This is a genomic window from Arthrobacter sp. FB24 (assembly GCF_000196235.1).
Taxonomy (GTDB): Bacteria; Actinomycetota; Actinomycetes; order Actinomycetales; family Micrococcaceae; genus Arthrobacter.
This window is the reverse complement of the sequence record NC_008541.1, coordinates 567,534-585,231: the sequence shown is the minus strand read 5'-3', so window position 1 is coordinate 585,231 and position 17,698 is coordinate 567,534. Positions and strand designations below refer to the sequence as shown.

Annotated in this window: 16 protein-coding genes; 7 read left to right on the top strand and 9 right to left on the bottom strand. The window is 66.0% G+C overall.

What is annotated here, in order from left to right:
* Window positions 1-14 precede the first annotated feature (14 nt).
* Genes ARTH_RS02795 through ARTH_RS02785 form a run of 3 tightly spaced genes read left to right on the top strand, consistent with a single transcriptional unit; the run spans window position 15 to window position 1,889 of the window.
* Window positions 15-572 (top strand): SSI family serine proteinase inhibitor, encoded by a 558-nt coding sequence (locus ARTH_RS02795; protein ID WP_011690415.1) that lies wholly within the window; start codon window positions 15-17, stop codon window positions 570-572.
* 4 nt (window positions 573-576) lie between these two features.
* Window positions 577-1,518: a hypothetical protein gene (locus tag ARTH_RS02790; RefSeq protein ID WP_043429322.1), complete on the top strand. Its 942-nt coding sequence runs from the start codon at window positions 577-579 to the stop codon at window positions 1,516-1,518.
* On the top strand, window positions 1,518-1,889 hold the full coding sequence (locus ARTH_RS02785) for a hypothetical protein (protein WP_011690413.1): 372 nt from the start codon (window positions 1,518-1,520) through the stop codon (window positions 1,887-1,889). The genes ARTH_RS02790 and ARTH_RS02785 overlap by 1 nt, the downstream gene beginning before the upstream one ends.
* 134 nt (window positions 1,890-2,023) lie before the next feature.
* On the opposite strand, the gene ARTH_RS02780 is transcribed toward ARTH_RS02785, so the two are convergent.
* The 3 genes from ARTH_RS02780 to ARTH_RS02770 all read right to left on the bottom strand — a co-directional run bounded on the left by ARTH_RS02780 (window position 2,024) and on the right by ARTH_RS02770 (window position 8,787).
* Window positions 2,024-5,161 carry a S8 family serine peptidase gene (locus tag ARTH_RS02780; RefSeq protein ID WP_011690412.1) on the bottom strand — a complete coding sequence of 1,046 codons (3,138 nt, stop codon included), beginning with the start codon at window positions 5,159-5,161 and terminating at the stop codon, window positions 2,024-2,026.
* 293 nt (window positions 5,162-5,454) lie between these two features.
* Window positions 5,455-8,502, bottom strand: a complete 3,048-nt coding sequence (locus ARTH_RS02775; RefSeq protein ID WP_011690411.1) for a DUF7507 domain-containing protein — start codon at window positions 8,500-8,502, stop codon at window positions 5,455-5,457.
* Window positions 8,503-8,601: 99 nt separating this feature from the next.
* Entirely contained in the window at window positions 8,602-8,787 is a 186-nt protein-coding gene (locus tag ARTH_RS02770) for a hypothetical protein (RefSeq protein WP_011694004.1), read from the bottom strand.
* Window positions 8,788-9,051: 264 nt separating this feature from the next.
* Between ARTH_RS02770 and purS the strand changes: the two genes are divergently transcribed.
* The 3 genes from purS to purL are packed head-to-tail and all read left to right on the top strand — an operon-like array spanning window position 9,052 to window position 12,405.
* Entirely contained in the window at window positions 9,052-9,303 is a 252-nt protein-coding gene (purS, locus tag ARTH_RS02765; RefSeq protein ID WP_011690410.1) for a phosphoribosylformylglycinamidine synthase subunit PurS, read from the top strand.
* Between the two features lies 1 nt (window position 9,304).
* Complete coding sequence (gene purQ, locus ARTH_RS02760; protein WP_011690409.1) at window positions 9,305-10,090, top strand: phosphoribosylformylglycinamidine synthase subunit PurQ; 786 nt, start codon at window positions 9,305-9,307, stop codon at window positions 10,088-10,090.
* Complete coding sequence (gene purL / locus ARTH_RS02755) at window positions 10,087-12,405, top strand: phosphoribosylformylglycinamidine synthase subunit PurL (protein WP_011690408.1); 2,319 nt, start codon at window positions 10,087-10,089, stop codon at window positions 12,403-12,405. The genes purQ and purL overlap by 4 nt, the downstream gene beginning before the upstream one ends.
* A 78-nt stretch (window positions 12,406-12,483) precedes the next feature.
* Here the strand turns inward: purL and ARTH_RS02750 are convergent, their stop codons facing one another.
* The 6 genes from ARTH_RS02750 to ARTH_RS02725 are packed head-to-tail and all read right to left on the bottom strand — an operon-like array spanning window position 12,484 to window position 15,219.
* Window positions 12,484-12,777: a DUF503 domain-containing protein gene (locus ARTH_RS02750; RefSeq protein WP_011690407.1), complete on the bottom strand. Its 294-nt coding sequence runs from the start codon at window positions 12,775-12,777 to the stop codon at window positions 12,484-12,486.
* Window positions 12,778-12,795: 18 nt separating this feature from the next.
* Complete coding sequence (locus tag ARTH_RS02745) at window positions 12,796-13,116, bottom strand: putative quinol monooxygenase (protein ID WP_011690406.1); 321 nt, start codon at window positions 13,114-13,116, stop codon at window positions 12,796-12,798.
* Window positions 13,117-13,158: 42 nt separating this feature from the next.
* Entirely contained in the window at window positions 13,159-13,788 is a 630-nt protein-coding gene (locus tag ARTH_RS02740; protein ID WP_011690405.1) for a hypothetical protein, read from the bottom strand.
* Between the two features lie 14 nt (window positions 13,789-13,802).
* Window positions 13,803-14,348, bottom strand: coding sequence for a DUF1990 family protein (locus ARTH_RS02735; RefSeq protein WP_011690404.1), 546 nt, complete (start codon window positions 14,346-14,348; stop codon window positions 13,803-13,805).
* Window positions 14,345-14,755: an MmcQ/YjbR family DNA-binding protein gene (locus ARTH_RS02730; RefSeq protein WP_011690403.1), complete on the bottom strand. Its 411-nt coding sequence runs from the start codon at window positions 14,753-14,755 to the stop codon at window positions 14,345-14,347. Before ARTH_RS02730 ends, ARTH_RS02735 begins: the two co-directional genes overlap by 4 nt.
* Before the next feature lie 38 nt (window positions 14,756-14,793).
* The gene (locus ARTH_RS02725) at window positions 14,794-15,219 is read right to left on the bottom strand and encodes a CoA-binding protein (RefSeq protein WP_011690402.1); all 426 of its coding nucleotides are present in this window, start codon (window positions 15,217-15,219) and stop codon (window positions 14,794-14,796) included.
* Between the two features lie 293 nt (window positions 15,220-15,512).
* Here ARTH_RS02725 and acs point away from each other — a divergent pair, with 293 nt between their 5' ends.
* On the top strand, window positions 15,513-17,693 hold the full coding sequence (gene acs / locus ARTH_RS02720) for an acetate--CoA ligase (protein WP_232223575.1): 2,181 nt from the start codon (window positions 15,513-15,515) through the stop codon (window positions 17,691-17,693).
* The last annotated feature ends 5 nt before the right edge of the window (window positions 17,694-17,698 follow it).

The following is a 17,698-nucleotide window of genomic DNA, read 5'->3' as shown; positions in this document are numbered from 1 at the left end:
GAGGAGGACCGGCAATGCGTAAGGCATGGATTCACGCACTCGTTCTGGTATCCGTTGCCGGTCTCGCCGCCTGTTCGCCGGGCGGCGGCGGGGGCGGTCCGACTCCTTCGCCCTCGGCCACTTCGAGTACCGCCGGTCCCACGGCCACGCAGTCGCCTGACACCGAAACGACTGTCCCGGCCCCCTCGCCTCCACCGACCGCGGCGCCATCTACGTCAGGCCCGGGCAAGGGGAACGCCGAGCTCGCCATCATGGTCAAGCCGTCGGAATCGGAAGCGGCCCTCAACTACACCTTGGTATGCAAGGACGGCGTTCCGACAGCTGAAAGCAGCCACCCCTCAGCCGCGGCGGCCTGCACCACGCTCAAGGAGAACCCTGCCGTGCTCAGCCCTGCGCCCCGAGCCACGGACCAGGCCTGCACCCAGCAGTACGGCGGCCCGCAGGAGGCCACGGTCACCGGGATCGTGGATGACACACCGGTGGATTCGTCCTTTGGCCGCAAAGACGGCTGCGAGATCGGCCTGTGGAATTCGGCCAAGGACATCTTGGGGTCCGCGGGCGGAGCTTCCTAGGCTGATGCAGATTCTGAAGCACGGCCGGCAAACGGTGCTGCCGGCGGACAGCTGGAAACAGCACGAAGCAGACCACCAGGCCCGGGTCAGGCGTTACGCCGACCCCTACCTTGCCCGCCGCTCCGCCGGCAGGAAACACCCCGTTGAGGATTTCCTCTTCACGTATTACACGCAAAAGCCGGGCCAGCTGCTGCGCTGGCACCCGGGTGCCGGAGTGGTCCTTACGGGGGCTGAGGCAGCCGCCCGCGCCGATTGGAAGTACTACCGGAAGCTCGACGACGGCGACCTCGCCGCCGCCGGCCTTTCGGCGGGGACCACCGCCGCAACCGTTGACCTCGCAGCTTTTCTGGCCGAGCGCAAGGAGGCGCTGCAGTTCGCCGAAATCATCCTGCGCGGCACGGCAACGCGGCCTGCCCAGTTTGGCTGCTTCGGGCTGCACGAGTGGGCGATGGTGTACCACCAGGACAAGTTTGAACTGCGCCACGAATACCTGCAGCTGCGCCTCGGGTCACAGGGCACTGACCGTGTGGTGGAGGACAACCGGATCCGGTGCTCGCACTTTGACGCTTTCCGCTTCTACACGCCGGATGCCACGCCCCTGAACGAACTCGCTCCGAGCCGGGAAAACCAGCGCGCCATGGAGCAGCCGGGATGCCTGCACGCCAACATGGACCTCTACAAATGGGCATACAAGCTGGCGCCCGCCCTGCCCAGTGAACTCGTCATGGACTGCTTCGAACTGTCCTGGCGGGTCCGGGCCATGGACATGCAGGCCTCCCCGTACGACCTCGAAGAGTGGGGTTACCCGCCCATCCCGATCGAAACAGCCGCCGGCAAGGCGGAGTACGTTGAACACCAGCGGGCGTTCTCCGCGGAGGCGCAGGTGCTGCGGGGGCGGTTGCTCGGGGCCCTGGCACCACTGATCGACGAGGTCCGGGGCAGCTGATGACCGCCGACGTGGATCTGACTGTCCGGTTGACCGAGGTGCCGGGCGCTCCGGAGCACGAGTTCCGCCTCGTGGTGCGCCACGGGGTAACGCCGCAGGCCGCCGCCATGAACGGGTCAACGCTGCCGGACCCCGCCGCGGCGCTAGCCGCCGTCGAACGTTTCGGCGACGAAGTGTTCTTCGTGCCCCGGCGGCGGGACATGATGTGCACCCAGCAGTACGGCGGCCCGCAGGTGGCCATCGTTACGGGGACGTTCCACGGCCGCCCTGTCCACAGCCGCTTCAGCCTGACCGACGGCTGCGAGATTGCGCGGTGGCGCTCCCTCGCCCCCTTGTTCGGGGGCACGCCCGGATCCACCGGCCAGACCTGACCGGCCAGAGCTCCGCGGCGGTCCACTGGCAGCCAGCCACAGAGGACCGGCACAAACGCAGGAACGTCCCGGGAGCCTTGCGGCTACCGGGACGTTCCTGATGACGCTCTCTTACTTGCTGAGGGTGTTCCGGGCTAGGTCCCCGGTACGGCATCGACGGGGGTGACCGCCGGGGCACCGGCCGGGGCAGCCGCCGTGCCGGTGCCCACCTTGACGCTGATCCACGTCCTGATCCCGTTTCCGCCCAGGCTCAGCCGGCCCAGGTAGGACCCCGGTGCCAGGCCGGTCCAGCTGGCTGTCGCCGTGGTGGCCGTACCGTTGGGGGCAATGATCGGATTCGGGTTGACGGCGAGCTTCGTCTCCGGCTTTCCGGGGAACGAGACCGTCTGGACGACCGCGGACGCGGGCCCGTTGTCCGGGGTGGAGTAGAGGTTCGCCACGATGTAGTAGGTGCCCGCACGGGGCGATTCCAGGTCCAGGAACTCGCTGGTCGACGCCGTTGCCACCTGGGTGGCCACGAGGCCTCCGCTTCCGTTGGGCGCGTAAACCACCATGTCCCAGTCAACGTCGTCCGATTCGGCCTGGACGCCCAGCCGCGCGAAAGTCGCACCGGCGGGCACCTCCACCTTGACGAGTGCGTTGTGTTCGTCATTTTTTGCAGCGTAAGCGCCGGGCGTTTTGGTGATGGCCGTCTCGGACAGCGGTGCAAGCCCTTCAACACCCACCGCGATGGGCGAATCCGAGCCGGAGACCAGGTCCAGGGTGCCGCTGCCCGTGCCGGTCGCGGAGCTGAAGGAGAACGACGGCGCAATCTGGGCGTCCACCGGACGGACCGCAATGGGCGAGCTGACCGTGCGCGGCCCCTTCCACGTCAGTGTGCCCGTAGTGAACTTGCCCACCGGTGCGCTGACGTTCTTGATGGTGATGGTGACCTCACGGGTCTGCCCCGCCTTGGCGAAGTTCAGCACCTGCGGCTCCACATGGACACCGACACCGGGCATGTCCACAGCGGGCCGGTAGCTCCCCGGGACCAGCGCAGTGAGCTGGCGCTTGACCTGGATCTCGCCCACGAGGCTGCCCAGGGCAATGGACGGCAGGTTGAGGTTGCGTGCGGCAATGCTGCCGGCCTGTGGTGCACCGGTCTCCACGCCCTGGCCGTTCAGGAAGGCCAGCCACTGCTTGATGTCCGAGTTGTACACGAGGCCCGGATCCAGCACGCGGGTGGCGTCAATGTGCCCTGCGCCGCCTTCAAACGGGTTCCGGTTGGGAGTGCCGTCCGCGTTGACCAGCGGGTAGGCGGTGGTCATCATGGCGGACTTGACCATGGCAGGCGACCAGGTGGGCTGCTTGCTGAGCACCAGGGCTCCGAATCCCGCAATATGCGGGGCAGCCATGGAGGTTCCGGACATGAAGCCGAACTGTGCGCCGTTGTTGCCGATGGTGGAAACGCCCGCGAGGACATTCACGCCGGGAGCGGAGATGTCCGGCTTCAGGAGGTCCCCGCCGGAGGCCAGGCTCGGGCCCCGAGAGGAGAAGCCGGCCACTTGGGGTGCCGGCGGCAATGGCTCGCCGGTGAGATCGCCCTTGACGAGGCTCACCGTGAGCGCCGGCTTGGCAGAAAGCTTGGACTTCAGTTCCAGGCTCTTGGGGGCATTGACGTGGACGGTGGGCACGACATGGTTGTCCGCGTCCTCGGAGCTGGAGGTCAGGTTGACCAGGATCATGCCAACGCCGCCCTTCGCCTGGACCTCAAGGCTCTTCGCCGTCCGGTCCACGACACCGCGGTCACAGACCACCACCTTGCCGGTGACCTTGGCGGCGTCCAGCGTTCCCGGGCCGCAAAGGTTCGCGGCAGTAGGCGCATCCGGTGCAGCTGCGTCGGCGGCCACCACCACGGCGGCGTCCTTGACTTCCGATTTCATGATGGACGCGCCCCGGAACATGCTGCCGTCGGACACCTTCACCGTGCCGAGCAGGTCGCTGGGGAATGTCGAGGCCGCGACGGTGGTCAGCCACGGCGAGGCGTGGTTCACCGTGGAGACGGCGGGGCCGGAGTTGCCTGCCGATGCCGAGACGAACACGCCTGCGGCAGCCGCATTCAGGAACGCCAGGGCCACGGGATCAGTCGTGCTGTTGGTGTTGCCGGAAATGGAGTAGTTAAGGACGTCCACGCCGTCCTTAATGGCTGCGTCAACGGCTTCGACCGAGGCGGACGAATAGCAGCCGCCGGTGTTGGGATTGTCGTCTTCCCAGCAGACCTTGTAGACGGAGACTTTCGCTGCCGGGGCGACGCCGGAGCTTTTGCCGAAGCTGGCGCCGTCGATCACCTGTTCCACGTTGGCGTTGCCGGCGGCGGTGGTGGCCGTGTGTGTGCCATGGCTGCCCACGTCCACCGGGGAGATCAGTTCCTCCGGGGCTCGGTGTTCGGGTGTCACGTACTGACGGAAGGAGTCGGCGAAGTAGCGGGCGCTGACCACCTTGGAGTTGCAGAGGGTTCCGTCGAAGGATGCCCCTGATTCGATGCCCTTCTGGCATTCGCCCTGGAAAGTCGTGCCGTCCGACTTGAGCATGGCGATCTTGCCGTCCGCGGTGAGATACGGGACGCCCACCTGTGCCTTGCCCTTGAGCGGCTGCACTGCATCCCCCTGCAGGAAGGGATTGTCCGGGGCGTAGCCGGAGTCGATCACACCGACCACCACGCCCTTGCCGGCTCCGGATTCGCCGCCGAACTGCTTTGCCCAGGCGCCGTCGCTGCCTGTGAGCTTCAGGAAGTCGGTGGTGGTGTAATCCGGGGCGTTCTCCACGTCCGGTGCCACCACAAGCACGTTGCTGTCCTTGGCAAGCTCGGCTGCCTGCACCGCCGTGAGCTCAGCCACGAAGCCGTTGAGCGCGCCTGTGAACTGCTTGGACGGGGTGACGCCCTGCTTGGACGCGACCTCCCGCTGGGTCTTGCGGAGGTGCGCGTCGTAGGCCTTGTAGTTCTGGCTGCCGGAATCAAGTTTGCGGCCCTGTTGCGGCTTGGTTGCCGCTATGCCGGCCGTTCCGCCGTCGTACGCTGCCGCGGCTTTCTCGGCGAGGACCACGATGTAACGGCCGTCCTTGTAGTCTGTCGGGTTGACGTTTTTGGCCTGTTCGACTCCGCTGGGTTCGGCAGGCGCCGCGGTAGCGGGACCCACTGCGACGGAGGAGAGAAGCAGCGGGAGGCCAACAGCCAGTGCTGCCGCCTTCCGGAGTCCCCCGACCCGGACAAGGCTTGTTCCTTTTGATTTCACGAGCGACTGAAACCTTTCATGAGGTACGGGTCCGGCGTGCGGCCGGTCTCGGTCAGCTGGGAAAGAGGCAGCCGAATCGACAGTTCCTGTCATCCGGCGAGACCAGCCGAGTCAAACAGTACAGAGTGAGAGCCAAATATGACATAGGACACAACAGTCGTTGTACTTTTGTCATTCGAGGCTCCGACCGGGCACAGCGAGAAGCCCGGAAGGGAAAACCGCGACGCCGGGCGGGCGGTTTCCCGCCCGCCCGGCGCCACGGTTCACGACGCGGTCACTCTGCTTGCTCCACGTCAGCCGATGGACCCTTTCGGTGTGACCTGAAGTCGGTCAAAGGAAACCTGCTTCCCTTCGGAATCCAGGACCACCACGTCGTCCCGCCCGTTCTGCACAGTGGAGGGCAGGAGGAACTCCACCGTGTCCGCCGTGGTGGGAAAGATCCAGCCGAGGCGGAAGCCGTGCTTGTTCAGGTAGACGTAATACCACTGGCCGTGGGGAAGGCCGCGGAGCGTCACCTTCTCGCCGTTACGGTATTTTTCATTGGTGTCCAGGTCGACGGGCGGAACCTGCCCGTCGAAATCCTGGACCGTCAACACCGGAACGGCCGCCGGTTTGGCTGGCTGAAGCCGCAGGGCCACCGCTCCGGCCTGCACGTCAACGCGCACGTTCCGCGACCCGTTGGATGCAGAGGCGGCAAACGGAGAGGCCGGCAACTGGCCGGCCGCGATATCTGCGGGAGTCAGGATGTGCACCCTGGTTGCCGTTGCTGTCTCCCCGATGCCCAGCCTGTCCACTGAAATGCCGGCATCCGTAGCCGTGACGCCGGTCAGCGCGACATTGCCGGCATTTCCCACGCCGTAGGTGTAGGTGACGGAATCCCCGGCACTCGCGTAGCGGTCGCCGTCGGCATCGGCCCATTCAGCCGAGATCGTGCCGTCCAGCTTCGGGTTCCGGATCGCGAGGTCCACTTCGCCGCCGTCCACACGGTATTCCCGGCTGCTCTGCCCGGACGCAGCAACTGTCCAAGTGGAGTCGGCACGGAAGAATCCCTCCTCCGCCTCTTTTTGGGTCACGGTGTGCCGCGGTGTGGAGCATGCGTAGGATCCTCCCGCGGCAAGGTTGAGCCACCGGCAGTTTCCCGCGCCCGGGGGTACGAGGGGTGAGAAATTGCCGGCAATCGGCACAACGTCCGCGGCCAGGGGGCCGGTGTTGCTGACGGTAAACGTGTAGGGCACCTGCTCGCCGGCTGCATACGGCTGCACGGCGAGGTCACGTCCGGCATCATTCCGGGCACCGCTGATCGATCCGGCCAGCAGGCCATCCCGCAACGGTACGGCTGCTCCTTTGAAGGACACTGCCTTCGTCAGTGCCGTATTGCCGGAGGCCGTGACGGTGAACTCAGCCACAGGGACGAGGTAGCCGCGCGCTATGTCTTCAGGAGTAAGCGTGTGCTTAGGCGTCGTGCAGTTGTAGCTGGCACCGGCGGCAAGGTTGTTGTACCGGCAGTTAGGGGCCGACGGCGGCAGGAACCCGGTCTCGAAGGTCCCGGAAAGGGGGACGGCATTGGACGTGACGTTCGACGTGCTCTTGACCGCGAAGGTGTAAGACAGCACCTCGCCTTCCTTGTACGGGTTCGCCGCCACGTCCCGTGCCGGCGCTGAGCCTGCGATGGTCAGGCCAACCTGGGGAGCTACCGGACTGTTGGCAACGAACGTGTACTGGGACACTCTTCCGTCGGCAGTGGTGAAAGCCGCATTGAGGGAAGTTGGACCCGAAGCTCCGGCCGGCGGTGTGAGCTGGACGTTCACCGTGGCCGAGCTACCCGTTGCAAGGTCAGGAACGTCCACAGTGGCGGCGGACCATCCCGCTGGCGTATAGATACTGGCCCGGGCGCCCGACAGGACGTGGGCTTCCTGGTTGGTAACTGTCACCGGAACCTGCTGCGCAACACCGGGCGCAATGGTTTGTGCGGGCACGTTCACGGGAGCGCAGACATAGTTCAGCCAGGCGTCGTCGAAACTGGCGAACTGTATGTTGTCCGTGTAGTTCGCCTCGTACAGGACGCCGAACTTGCCCTCGGCCAGGCGGGTAATGGTTGAATACGCGGAGAAGCCGGGACGGATGGTGCGGACACCGGGCCACGTTGCTCCGTCGTCACAGGACACCCGCGCCGAGACGTTTTCCCTGGCGGCCTTGGAGTTGGAATTGGTGAAGATCAGCTTCCTTGCCTCGGCTGAGCCCTCCGGTGCGGCCGGGTACATCCGGGAGATTGACCCGTTGTTGGCAGGGTCCGGCAGTTCGGTGTCCTGCGTAACCGGCCCGTAGCTGGCGCCGCCGTCGGTGGACACGGCCACTTTGCGATAGCCGCCGTTCCCGCTGTCCCTCGAATTCAGCAGCACCCTGCCGTCGGAGAGTTCCACGGTCTTGTTCTCGTCCATGCGGTCGCCGATCGGGGCCCCTTTGTGCCACGTTGCGCCATGGTCATCTGAATAGACGCTGTAGGCCTGGAAGAGTTCCGAACCGTTGGCTTGACGCACGTAACCCGAGTACTGCTGAATCAACCGGCCTTTGTGAGCGCCGTACTTGAGCTGGATCCCCTCACCGGATGCCGCGAAGTTGGTGCGTACGTCACCCGGCTGCGGGTTGGTCTTACTGCTTCCGGGTTTCGTGACGCTTGTGATGAACCGGGGCTGGCTCCAGGTGCGGCCTTCGTCGGCGGACTCCACCACGGCCGAGGAAATGACATTCCTGTCGGCGTCGTCGTTGCCGTAGGTGCTGGCAGAGAAGCCGGCATCCTTTGAGTAAACGAACAGGGCGAACACTTTGTTCGCCTCAGCGTCGTAGATGTACGACGGATCACTGAACCCGTATTTGGGGCCGCTGGCATCAGCCACATGGCCGGCAGCGATGACGGTCAAAGGACCCCACGTTGCGCCGCCGTCGATACTGCGGCGCTGCACGATCGAGTTCGGGTTCGGCGCGTCGGCCGAGCTCCCGGGCCTGCCGTCCCACGCTGCAAGTACAACGTCGTTCCCGAGGTAGGTGAGCGCGGGAATACGGTAAAAGAAATTGGCGGCCGTCCGGTCCGCGGCAATGTTCGCTTCCGCGAAGGTGCCCGGGGCGGCTGCCGGATTGGAGGGCGGAGCCGGCTCGGCCCTGGCCGGCAACCCGGGTCCCGCGATCAGCGCCATCCCAAGGAGCCCTGCGGCGGCCACCCGGCCCACGGAGCCGGCCCTGCCGGCCGGCTCCCTCTTTTTGAGTTTCAAATCCACTGTCCTTTCAGGTAGCCGCCCTAGGGCAGCAGTGCGAAAACGTGTCGGGCATAGCGACTTGTCCCACATGCCACATACAACGTCCTACAACCTTAGAGTGCAGTGAATCACATTGACCAGAGGTGTCAGGCGACTATTTTGCGGCCCTCGTGCCGCCAGGCGTATTGGCTACTGTCGCGGCGTGCGGACCACTTCGCTGATCCAGGCGCGCGTTTTCTCGTCAATGGGGCCGGCCACTTTTGTTTCCCTGGCGGCGCGATCGGCTTTGATCTTCTGCATCACCATTCGGCCCAGCCCGGCAAACACTGCGGCGGCCACGACCGGGAGAAGGACGGATTTGGGTTTCTGAGCCATGCCGCCATCCTACTGAGCGCGCCAACGTCCCACCAGAGCAGGCGTCGCGCTTCACCCCCCGGCGAGTGCCCCATTTCACAGTCCGCCCGCGAATGCGGCCTGGCGCATTCCGCCCGGTAGAATGGGCTAGCAAGCTCGCGGAGCGCTCGTTCCCGCTGTCTTATGTTTGGAGTCCGCAGTGGCTGTAAATACAGCAGCAGACCAGCGTGAGACGGCACCACTCCGCTGCGCCCTTACCCAACGCTCACGCACAGGAGTTGCCGGATGCCCCGGATCGTTGTCGACGTCATGCCCAAGCCCGAGATTCTGGACCCGCAGGGGAAGGCCATCGTGGGTGCACTCCCCCGGCTGGGCTTCACTGCCTTTAGCTCTGTCCGCCAGGGCAAGCGCTTTGAACTCACTGTCGACGGCGAGGTGACCGAGGAGATCCTGGCCCAGGCCCGAAACGCCGCCGAAACCCTGCTGTCCAACCCCGTCATCGAGGATGTCGTCAACGTCGAGGTCGTCGAGGCCTGACATGACTGAACTCCCCCTGATTGGCGAGGCGGTAGCCGTTGCGGCCAACCCGCGGCTCGCCGGCGCCCGCATCGGCGTCGTCACCTTCCCCGGAACCCTGGATGACCGCGATGCCGCCCGTGCGGTCCGGCTGGCAGGCGCTACTCCGGTGGAACTCTGGCACGCAGACACCACCCTTGGCGACGTTGACGCCGTCGTGATTCCCGGCGGTTTCTCCTACGGCGACTACCTCCGCGCCGGCGCAATCGCACGCTTCGCGCCGCTGATGGCGAAAATTATCGACGCCGCAAACTCGGACGCCAGGCTGCCTGTCCTGGGCATCTGCAACGGCTTCCAGATCCTCACCGAGTCGCACCTGCTGCCCGGTTCGATGATCAAGAACGACCACCTGAAGTTCATGTGCCGCGACCAGGTCCTGCGCGTCGAAAACAACACCACCGCCTGGACCAGCGACTACGCCGCCGGCCAGGAAATCACCATTCCGCTGAAGAACCAGGACGGCCAGTACATCGCCGATGAGAAGGTCCTGGACGCCCTCGAGGCCGAAGGCCGCGTGGTGTTCCGCTACGTGGGCTTCAACCCGAACGGCTCCCGCCGCGACATCGCCGGCATCTCCAACGCCGCCGGCAACGTGGTGGGCCTCATGCCCCACCCCGAGCACGCCGTGGAGCCCGGCTTCGGCCCGGAGACGGGGTTGTCCGGCTCCGCCGGAGTCGGCGGTTCCGACACCGACGGCCTCGGGTTCTTCACCTCCGTATTGAACAAGATTGTGGGAGGCGCAAAGTGAGTACCTCAGCTGAAACCGTCAGCAAGAAGTTCAACATCGACACCGTGGAGAACGCGGCCAAGACCCCGGACGTCGAGCTCCCCTGGGCCGAGCTGGGCCTGAAGCAGAATGAGTTCGACGAGGTTGTCAAAGTCCTTGGCCGCCGCCCGACCGGCGCCGAGCTCGCCATGTACTCCGTGATGTGGAGCGAGCACTGCTCCTACAAGTCCTCCAAGAACCACCTGCGCCAGTTCGGCGACAAGGTGACGGACGAGATGAAGAAGGACATGCTGGTGGGCATCGGCGAAAACGCCGGTGTCACGAACCTGGGCGACGGCTGGGCCGTGACGTTCAAGATCGAGTCCCACAACTCGCCGTCGTTCGTTGAGCCCTACCAGGGCGCGGCAACGGGCATCGGCGGCATCGTCCGCGACATCATCTCCATGGGTGCCCGCCCGGTGGCCGTGATGGATCCGCTGCGCTTCGGCGCCATCGACCACCCGGACACCGCACGCGTCATGCACGGGGCAGTGGCCGGCATCGGCGGCTACGGCAACTCCCTCGGCCTGCCCAACATCGGCGGCGAGATGGTCTTCGACTCCGTGTACCAGGGCAACCCGCTGGTCAACGCACTGGCCGTCGGCGTCATGCGCCACGAGGACATCCGCCTCGCCAACGCCTCCGGCAAGGGCAACAAGGTGGTGCTGTTCGGCGCCCGCACCGGCGGCGACGGCATCGGCGGCGCCTCCGTGCTGGCCTCCGAGTCCTTCGACGACACCAAGCCGTCCAAGCGTCCCGCCGTCCAGGTGGGCGACCCGTTCGCCGAGAAGGTCCTGATCGAGTGCTGCCTCGAGCTGTTCAAGGGTTCCCTCGTTGAGGGCATCCAGGACCTCGGCGCCGCGGGCATTTCCTGCGCCACCTCCGAGCTCGCCTCCAACGGCGACGGCGGCATGGAAGTCGAGCTGACCTCCGTGCTGCTGCGCGATCCCACGCTGACCCCGGGCGAGATCCTGATGTCCGAGTCGCAGGAACGCATGATGGCGGTGGTGACCCCCGAGAACGTCGCCGCCTTCGAAGCCGTCATGGACAAGTGGGCCGTGGAGTACTCCTGGCTGGGCGAGGTGACCGACACCGGCCGCCTGATCATCACGTGGGAAGGCGAGGTCATTGTCGACGTCGACCCGCGCACCGTGGCCCACGACGGTCCGGTCTATGACCGCCCGTTTGCCCGCCCGGAATGGCAGGACGCCGTTCAGGCCGACGCTTTCACCGGGTCCGTGCAGGATGCCGGCCGCCCTTCCGCTCCCAAGGAACTGGCCGCCGCCGTCACCGAGCTCATTTCTTCGCCGAACATGTGCGACAAATCCTGGATCACCAACCAGTACGACCGCTACGTCGGCGGCAACACCGCCATGGCGTTCCCGGACGACGCCGGCGTGGTCCGCGTTGACGAGGAAACCGGCCTGGGCGTGGCCCTGGCCACTGACGCCAACGGCCGCTACACCTACCTCGACCCGTACCACGGCGCACAGCTCGCGCTGGCCGAGGCGTACCGCAACGTCGCCACCTCCGGCGCGGTGCCGATGGCCGTCAGCGACTGCCTGAACTTCGGTTCCCCCGAGGACCCGGACGTCATGTGGCAGCTCGCCGAGGCCATCCGCGGCCTGTCCGACGCCTGCATGGTGCTGGGCATCCCGGTCACCGGCGGCAACGTCTCGCTGTACAACCAGACGGGCACCACGCCGATCCACCCCTCCCCCGTGGTAGCAGTGCTGGGCAAGCTCGACGACGTCGCACGCCGCACGCCGTCGGGCTGGAAGGAAGACGGCCAGGCCATCTACCTGCTGGGCACCACGGCGGCCGAACTGGACGGTTCCGAGTGGGCCAACATGCGCGGCCACCTTGGCGGGCAGCCGCCGAAGGTTGACCTCGCCGCCGAACGCGCGCTGGGTGAAATCCTGATCAACGCCTCCCGCGACGGCATGGTGGACTCCGCGCACGACCTCTCCGAGGGCGGCCTCGCGGCAGCGCTCGTGGAGTCCGCCCTGCGCTACGGCGTGGGCGCACGGATTGCCCTCCAGGATGTCATGGACCGCGACGGCGTGGACCTGTTCACGGCGCTGTTCTCCGAGACGCAGGGCCGCGCCATTGTTGGCGTGCCGCGCTCCGAGGAAGTCCGCTTCACGGACATGTGCACGGCCCGCGGCTTCGCCCACACCCGCATCGGCGTGGTGGACGCAGCCAGCGGCCAGCTGGAGATCAACGGCGTGGACGCCCTGTCCCTCGAAGCCCTCCGCGAAGCCCACGAGGCCACCCTGCCGAAATACTTCGGCTAGCCCCGGTTCCAAGCGCGAACGGACACTTGAGCTCCCTTCCGGGAGGCCTCAAGTGTCCGTTCGCGGTTAACGGCGGGGTCAGTCGTCGCTGCGAAGCTCCCGTTGCCGGGCGCTAAGGAGTTCCAGCTCGGGGCGGTTGGCGACGAAGCGTTCGACGGCGGTGAGCACCTCCACGAGGTGCGCCCGGTCGGCGGCAACCAGTCCGGCGCCCAGCTGCGTGCGCCGGTACTGTTCGTGGTCACCCACTTCCGCCACCGAGACCTCAAAGCGCCGTTTCAGCTCCGCCAGCAGCGGCCGCACCACGGATCGCTTCTCCTTGAGGCTGTGAACGTCGCCCAGGAGAATGTCGAACTCAATCCATCCGATCCACATGGGGCGGTCCTTCCCGGGCTAGGCGATGGTGAGTTCGCCCATGCGGTCCCAGCCGTCGCCGTCGAGCTGGCGGCTGATGATGCGGGGCGTCTCAGCGAGGGCCTGGGGCATGTCCGCCATCGCCTTCTGGAAGTGTGCGCTATTGACGTGGTCGCCGGCGGCATCGTCCTTGAAGGCTTCCACGAGGACAAACTCGTTGGGGTCCTCCACGCTGCGGGACCAGTCGAACCACAGGTTGCCGGGCTCCTGACGCGTCGCCTGGGTGAAGTCCTCCACCAGGCCCAGCCACTTATCCGACCAGTCCGGCTTGACCTTGAACTTGACGACAATGAAGATCACGGGGTTATGCCTTTCGTTGTTTTTCTAGGGCTCGTTGTCTTTCTACGGCCGGCCGGCGGCGAGGGAATGCTGGCACTCCTCGATCGCCTCACGGGCCCATTCCTGCTGCTGGGGTGTGCCGACGCGCTCCGCCCACTGTTCGGCAAGCTGAAACTCAACCAGGGCCTCGGTAAAGCGCCCGCCCTGGTGCAGCGTCCAACCCAGGTTGTTGTGCAGCGAGACCATCCAGCGCCTGGTCCGCGGATCGTGCACCGTGGAAGCATACTCCAGGGCGCTGCGGGTCCAGGACTCGGCATGCTCAGGATCCGCGATCGCCAGCATGTGCAGCGCGTCGACGGCCAGGAATTCCTCACTGAGGTGGTCCGCCAGTTCGGCGGCTTGTTCAAACAGCGGCACGGCCATCGCGGCGTGCCCGCTGGAGTTCAGCAGGCGTCCCCGCTCCAGGAGCACACGGACGGCGACAGTGGGCTCGTCAGCATCGATCGCGTCCAGGAGTGCGTCGGCTTCCTCGTAGCGGCCCTGCAGCCCGATGGCCCGGCCCACCTGGGTGGCAAACTCGGCCTGTTCGTCGGCGTCGTAGTTATCGTCTGCGGCCGCCGTCCGGAAACGGGCTTCCGATCCGGCGGGGTCGTCGAAGTTCCACAATTCGTCAAGGGTTTTCTGTTCCAGCATCCACCTGCTCCTGATCAGCTTTCACCTGCGGCCAGTTCGTGCGCACTCCCAATGTATCGGGAAGTGACGTGCCTTTGTGCACGTGCTGCGACGGCGCTTCCGGCCGCGTAAAACCAGTTGGCGGGCCGGCTGAAGGCAGTGATCTTGAGGAACACGCGCCCCTGGCTGTCCAGCTCCACTTCAAAGGCTTCCTCGCCCCGCACCGGATGGCCGGGCAGGGTCCCGTAACCGAAACCCGCGCTTTGCGGCCCGTCGCCGGGCACCGGCCTGCGTACCCATACCACCTCGCAGGGCGCGCTGATCCGGAAAGGTCCGACGCCGAATCCGCTCACCACGCGGGCGCCGGGCACCACGAAGTCGGAGTCGGCGCGGACCCGCAGCCCGGACCGTTTCTGCAGCTGCCAGGCCAGGATCCCGTGGGCCACCCGCCGGTAGAGTGCCGCACCCTCGCCGAGGTAGGCCTGGGTCACCACGCAGGGGGTCCCATCCGGCGTCCGGCCGTGTTCGGTGGAACCAATCCCCGGGTAATTGAGGCTGCCCCGGGCGACGCGGCTCTTCATGCGCCTTCACCCCGGGCGAGCCCGGCCCATTCCAGCTGTTCGCGCTGCTTCCGGCTCATTGTGGCCACCACCAGGTCGTAGGAGTCCTCCACCATGTCCCGGATCATGTCATCCGGCAGCGATCCGTCCAGCCGGACCCCGTTCCAGTGCGTCTTGTTCATATGCCAGGCGCCGGTGATTTCCGGATGAATGGCCCGGAGCTGTTCGGCCAGGGCGGGCTCGCACTTGAGGCTCACGGACCAGTCAGCCGGATCCATCGCGGACGCGGCGAACATCTTGGCATCCGGCCGCGAACCGCCCGCCACGGCTGCCCGCACCTTGAAGACGGAGGTTTCCGGACCGAATGGAAAGTCTTCGAAGGCGCCGGGAAAGCTCAGGCAGATCTCCCGGAGGGTGTCAACGTCCATGGCACGAGCCTATCCGGCTGCACGGCTTCCCGCAGCGGCTAGATGCCCACGCGCCAGCCTTCGCGGGCGGGGCACGAGTTGACCACCACGTCCAATCCGGCGGCCTTGGCACGCTCCACCGCGGCGTCGTCGAATACGCCGAGCTGCAGCCACACCGCCTTAGCGCCCACCGCGATGGCCTGGTCTATGACGGCCCCCACCCTGTGGGAGTTCACAAAACAGTCCACGACGTCGATCGGGTGCTTTTCCGCGGGTATGTCCGCCAGGGAGCGGTATCCCTTCTCGCCGTGAACGTCATCGCCGGGGAGGTTGACCGGAATGATTTCCATGCCCATCCGGTCCCGGATGTACAGGGAGACGTCGTACGCCGAGCGCCATTCATTGGTGGTCAGGCCGACGATTGCCCACGTGCCTTTGGTTCGCATGAGTCGGTCAATGACTGCCGGATCGTTAACGTGGGACATGCATCAACCTTACTCCTGCGGACTTTCAGGTCGATTCCCGAATAAGTGAATGAAGATCCGCGCATACCCTGGTGATGACCGAATATGACAGCGCTCAATGCCCGGATTTTGTGAAATCGTGCATTTCGGTTCTAGTTGGTAGTGACCATCCCGAGCGGCCGAGAGACCTGGATCGATGAAGCCGCAGCAACCCCCGGTGACGTGAGACGACCATTCCCACGGAGCTGTTCCCCCTCTTTCGAGGAACCATTTGGAACAAGGGGTGCTACTGCCAGGACCGATGGAGTGCTGTAATGACCCCTGAAAGTTCTTCTGCCCTGCCCACCCTTGCCCGGATTCCGTCCGAGGCAACCCCACAAACCACTTCGGACGCGACGGCGAACGAAGCAGGGCTGCGTGACGCGCCCGGCTCCTCTCGCGGCTCTTCGGGATGGTCCCTGACCGAGCCCACGGACGACGCAGTGCACGGCGTCCCCACTGACGGACCGGCGCGTCACCGCAGTATCACCAACGTTGCTTTCTGGGAGGAACAGGCCCTCCGCCTCGACTGGGCGGAACCGTCCGGCGGAGCACCCACTGGAAACAACGGCGGCAAGCCCTGGCATACCGCGCACCGGCGCGTTCCGGCAGACGTGGAAACCGGCACCGGACCGGAAATCACCTGGTTCGAGGGCGGCAGGCTCAACGTCGCCTACAACTGCGTGGACCGCCATGTTGCCGCCGGCCGCGGTGACAAGGTGGCACTCCACTTCGAAGGCGAACCCGGCGACCGCCGCGCCATCACCTATGCCGAGCTTCAGCGGGAAGTGTCCAAGGCCGCCAATGCGCTCCTCGCGCTCGGCATCACCAAGGGCGACCGTGTGGTCATCTACCTCCCGGTCATCCCCGAAACCGTCATCATCACCCTCGCTGTGGCGCGCATCGGCGCCATCCATTCCCTCGTGTTCGGCGGGTTCTCCGCCGAGGCTCTTAAGTTCCGCGTGGAGGACACCCGTGCCAAGCTCCTGGTCACCACGGACGGCCAGTTCCGCCGCGGCGTGGCAGTGCCGGTCAAGGACAACGCGGATGCCGCTGTTGCCGGGGACAACGCCATCGAACACGTGCTGGTGGTCAACCGCACCACTCCTGCGGACCAGCTGGCGACGGTCCCCATGACTGAAGGCCGCGACGTCTGGTGGCACGACGCCGTCGGGCAGGCCTCCGAGGTGCACGAACCGGAAGCGTTCGACGCCGAGACTCCCCTCTTCATCATGTACACCTCCGGGACCACCGGTAAGCCCAAGGGCCTGGTGCACACTTCCGGCGGCTACCTGACGCAGGCATCGTGGAGCTTCGAGTACCTCTTCAGCAACCCGGACCCGGCACTCCGGGACCAGGACGTCCACTGGTGCACCGCGGACCTGGCCTGGGTCACCGCCCACACCTACGAGATCTACGGGCCGCTCTCCAACGGCGCCACCCAGGTGATCTTCGAAGGCACGCCGAACACGCCGCATCCGGGCCGGCACTTCGAGATCATCGAACGGTACGGCGTGACGCAGTACTACACCGCGCCCACCCTGGTCCGCTCGTTCATGGGCTGGTTCCCGGACGGCGTCCCGGACAGCTACGATCTCTCCTCCATCCGGATGCTCGGCACCGTGGGCGAAGCCGTCAACCCGGAAGCCTGGCGCTGGCTTCGGCAGAACATCGGCGCAGGCACCGCACCGGTGGTGGACACCTGGTGGCAGTCCGAGACCGGCGCCACCATCCTCTCCCCCGCCCCGACGGATACCGAGTTCAAGCCGGGCTGCGCGGCGCGCCCGCTGCCGGGCGTCAGCACCCGGATCGTCGACGACGCCGGCAACACCGTCCCGCCGGGCGTCCAGGGATTCATCGTGGTTGACTCCCCCGGACCCGCGATTGCCCGCACCGTCTGGGGCAACCCGCAGCGGTACTTCGATTCGTACTGGCGCAAGTATGCGGAGCAGGGCTGGTTCCTTGCCGGCGACGGCGCCAAATACGACGACGACGGCGACATCTGGATCCTGGGGCGGGTGGATGACACCCTCAACGTCTCCGGCCACCTGCTGTCCACCATCGAAATCGAATCAGCCCTCGTCTCCCACCCGGACGTGGTGGAAGCCGGCGTCTGTCCGGTGACTGATCCGAAGACCGGCCACGCGATCGTCGCGTTCGTTGTGCTGAAGGGCGGGGTTTCGGCGGAGGTTGCCACCGAACTCCGAGACCACGTCGCGAGGGCGATCGGGCCGATCGCCAAGCCGCGCGACGTCGTCGTCGTTCCTGACGTACCCAAGACCCGCAGTGGCAAGATCATGCGCCGCCTGCTCACCCAGCTTTTCGAGGGAACCACCCTCGGCGACACCACCTCACTCCAGAACGAGCCGGCGATAGCCGGCATCCAGGAAGCCCTGGCCGGCTACGCCGCCTCCCTCATTGGGCAGAAGCAGTCTCCCCTCAACGGACAGAAGTAAAGGAA